Origin of the sequence: Streptomyces alkaliphilus (assembly GCF_014141535.1) — a bacterium.
GTDB classification, from domain to species: domain Bacteria; phylum Actinomycetota; class Actinomycetes; order Streptomycetales; family Streptomycetaceae; genus Streptomyces; species Streptomyces alkaliphilus.
This window is the reverse complement of record NZ_VKHT01000550.1, coordinates 1-3,511: the sequence shown is the minus strand read 5'-3', so window position 1 is coordinate 3,511 and position 3,511 is coordinate 1. Positions and strand designations below refer to the sequence as shown.

Annotated in this window: 3 protein-coding genes; 1 reads left to right on the top strand and 2 read right to left on the bottom strand. The window is 74.5% G+C overall.

Translation table 11 applies throughout. From position 1 onward, the window contains the following. Window positions 1–69 precede the first annotated feature (69 nt). Window positions 70–1,050, top strand: coding sequence for a TAXI family TRAP transporter solute-binding subunit (locus tag FNQ90_RS16520; RefSeq protein ID WP_407699379.1), 981 nt, complete (start codon window positions 70–72; stop codon window positions 1,048–1,050). A gap of 20 nt (window positions 1,051–1,070) precedes the next feature. Here the strand turns inward: FNQ90_RS16520 and FNQ90_RS16515 are convergent, their stop codons facing one another. Further along, window positions 1,071–2,501, bottom strand: coding sequence for a sensor histidine kinase (locus FNQ90_RS16515; RefSeq protein ID WP_182607087.1), 1,431 nt, complete (start codon window positions 2,499–2,501; stop codon window positions 1,071–1,073). Between the two features lie 42 nt (window positions 2,502–2,543). Next, window positions 2,544–3,248, bottom strand: a complete 705-nt coding sequence (locus FNQ90_RS16510) for a response regulator transcription factor (protein WP_143622899.1) — start codon at window positions 3,246–3,248, stop codon at window positions 2,544–2,546. Window positions 3,249–3,511 lie beyond the last annotated feature (263 nt).

Below are 3,511 nucleotides of genomic sequence, written 5' to 3'. Positions count from 1 at the left end.
GCGCCCTCCGGCCCCGGATCCCCCGCCGCGCGCCGCCCGGCGATCGACCCGGGCCGGCGGCGTCTGCTGGTGCGCGGGGCCGCCGCCCTGGCCGCGGCCGTGCCGATGGCGTGGTGGGCGGCCGGTGCCGGGGCCGACGACCTCCCCATCGGGCGGATCGTCGTCGGCACGGGCGTGCCCAGCGGGGTGTACGCCCGCTACGGACAGTTGCTGAGCGAACAGCTGGGGCGGGAGGCGCCCGGCCTGGAGGTGGTGCTGCGTCCCAGCGAGGGGTCGGTGCAGAACATCGAACGGCTGGTCGCCGGCTCGGCCGACTTCGTCATCGCCACCGCGGACTCCATCGCCGCCCACCTGGCGGGGGAGGCCCGGGGGCAACGACCGGGGAAACCGGGGAAAGCGGTGGAGCTGCGCGCCTGTGTCCGGCTGTACGACGACTACATGCAGTTGGTGGTGCCCGCCGGCTCCCCGGTCCGGGCGTGCGCCGACCTGGCCGGCCTGCGGGTGGGGGTCGGTCAGGACGGGTCCGGTGTACAGCTGGTCACCCGCGAACTGCTGGCGGCGGCCGGGCTGGACATGGAGAGCGACGTCACGGCCGTCCGGGAGGGCATCCACACGATGCCCCGGATGATGGAGACCGACCGCCTGGACGCCTTCTTCTGGTCCGGGGGTCTGCCCACCTCGGCGGTGACCGGGCTCTCCGAGCGGCTGCCGATCCGGCTGGTGCCGCTGGGTGAGCTGCTCCCCCGGCTGCACTCCGGGGGCCCGCACACCGCCCACTACCGGGCGGCGGTCATGCCTCCGGACGCCTACCCCGCCATCGCGGTGGAACAGGCGGTGGACACGGTCGCCGTGGCGAACCTCCTGGTCACCCGGGAGACGACCGACGCGGATCTGACGGAGCGGGTGACCCGGGCGGTGATCAACGGCCGGGACCGGATCGCCGCGGCCGTGCACGCGGCACAGCGGGTGGATCTGCGGACCGCCATCTACACCCGCCCGCTGGAGCTGCACGAAGGGGCACGCCGGTATTACCGGTCGGCCAAGCTCTGATCGGGGCGTGTGAGGCCCGGTCAGCCCGGGTCCTCGGACGGGTCCTCCTCGAGATCCTCGCGGCTACGGGGCAGGGAGACCACCGCCCGCAGCCCGTGCGGTTCGTGGTGGGAGAAGGCGATGGTGCCGTGCCCGGCGGCCAGCAGGGCCCGCACGATGGACAGGCCGAGGCCGGAGCCCGAGACGTTCTGGTGCCGACCGCTGCGCCAGAAGCGATCACCGATGCGTTCCAGCTCGTCGTCCTGCAGGCCGGGGCCCGTGTCGACGACCTCGATCCGCACCCGACCCCCGCCGGCGGACGTGCGGATCGTCACCGTGCCGCCGGAGGGAGTGAACTTCAGGGCGTTGTCGATCAACGCGTCCAGTGCGCTGGAGAGGGCCACCGGGTCGGCAAGAGCGGTGAGCGCCCCGGGGCCGGGACGCTCCAGCGTCAGACCCCGGCGCTCGGCCAGGGGGCGCCAGGCGTCCACCCGCTCCCCCACCAGGGCGGCCACGTCGGTCACCCGCAGGTCGGCCTCCGAGTGCTCGGCCAGCGCCAGGTCGAGCAGGTCGTCGAGCACCCGGGCCAGCCGCTTGCCCTCGGCCTGCACCGAGGCGAACTCCTCGCTGCCGGACGGCAGCGCCAGGCCGAGCAGTTCGATGCGCAGCAGCAGGGCGGCCAGCGGATTGCGCAGCTGGTGGGAGGCGTCGGCCACGAAGGCGCGCTGTTGTTCGAGTACCTGCTCCACGTGGTCGGCCATCTCGTTGAAGGAGCGGGCGAGCCGGCGCAGCTCCGGCGGCCCCCCCGCCTCCGCCACCCGGGCGTTCATCCGGCCGGTGGCGATGTGGTGGGCGGCCCGGTCGAGCACCCGCACCGGCCGCAGCACCCAGCCCGTCATCCGGATCGCGGCGGCGACGGCGAGCAGCATGGCGGCGGCCTCGGCTGCGGCGATCGGCAGCCAGCCGCGCAGGATGCGCGCGCGCAGGGCCTCGGTGGGCGAATCGGTGACCACCACGGCGATGACGTCGCCGTCCCGGATGACCGGTGAGGCCACCAGCAGCCGGGTCCCGGTGTCCCAGGGCCACACCTGCGGGGGCCCCTGGCTGCGCCGGCCCGCCAACGCCTCGGCGAACGCGGAACGGGGCCGTTCGCCCTCGGGAAGGGTCCAGCCGGCCGGCGAGGCCGCGAGGGGGGTGCCGTCGCGGTTGAGCACCCCGGCCCGGATGCCGTACAGGTCGTGGTAGCGCTCCAGCTCGTCCTGGAGCTGGGCCAGGGGGTCGACACCGGGATCGTTCTCGCCGGTCCCCACGGCGTACTGGGCCAGGGAGGCGAAGCGGACGGTGTCGTCGATCCGGTCCACGACCACCTGCTGCTGCTCGGCGGCGGCCTGCCCCGCGGCCAGGGGGACACCGAGAGCCAGCAGCATGCCGGCGAGCAGCGCGATGAGCAGGGCGAGCAGTCGGGAGCGCATGGCGGGGGACGTCGGCGGTTCCGGTGGCGGTTGCCGGGCGGCTCAGCGGCCGGCCACGGGGACCACGAGGCGGTAACCGACGCCGCGCACCGTCTCCACCAGCTCGGGTCGGCGCAGCTTGGAGCGCAACGAGGCCACGTGAACCTCGAGGGTGCGGGAGGTGCCCTCCCAGCTGGTGTGCCAGACCTCGCTGATGATCTGTTCCCGGCGGAAGACCACGCCGGGTCGGCGGGCCAGGAGGGCCAGGAGATCGAACTCCTTGCGGGTCAGGGTCACGGGGATGCCCTCCACCGAGACGGTCCGGGTGGCGGGCTCCACGGTGACCGGCCCGACGTGCAGGACCTGCTCGGTGTCGGGGTCCCGGGCGTCGGTCCCGGTCGGCGTCTCACCGGCTCTGCGCCGGCTGACGGCGTGGATCCGGGCCAGCAGCTCGCCCATGTCGTACGGCTTGACCACGTAGTCGTCGGCGCCCAGGTTGAGGCCGTGGATGCGGGAGCGCACGTCGGCGCGCGCGGTGACCATGATGACCGGCACCGAGGTCAGGCGGCGGATCCGGCCACAGACCTCGAACCCGTCGGCGTCCGGCAGGCCGAGGTCGAGCAGGACGGCGTCGAAGGTCTCGGTGCGGAGCCGGTCGATGGCCTCCTCACCGGCGCGGGCGTGCCGCACCGCGAAGCCGTGCCGACCGAGCACGGCCACGAGGGCCGCGGCGACGTGGTTGTCGTCCTCGACCAGCAACAGGCGCATCCGGCCTCCTTCCGTCCTCTTCGTCCGCGCCCCCCACGGGCGGGTCGAACGCTCCGGCTCACGGGGGGGCGTCGACCCGGGAGCGGCACCGGTCCGGGGGCGGACCGGGGAGGAGCCGGGGTCCTCGGACGGTGGGGTCCGCGTACCTCCCGGCATCCACCGATGGTGCGTCATGAAGGGCAGGAGGAGTGCCTTCGCACGGGTTTTCGTTATGGAGCCGGTACCCCGAGCGGGGCGGGGCCTGCGAGGGGTGGTGACCCGGG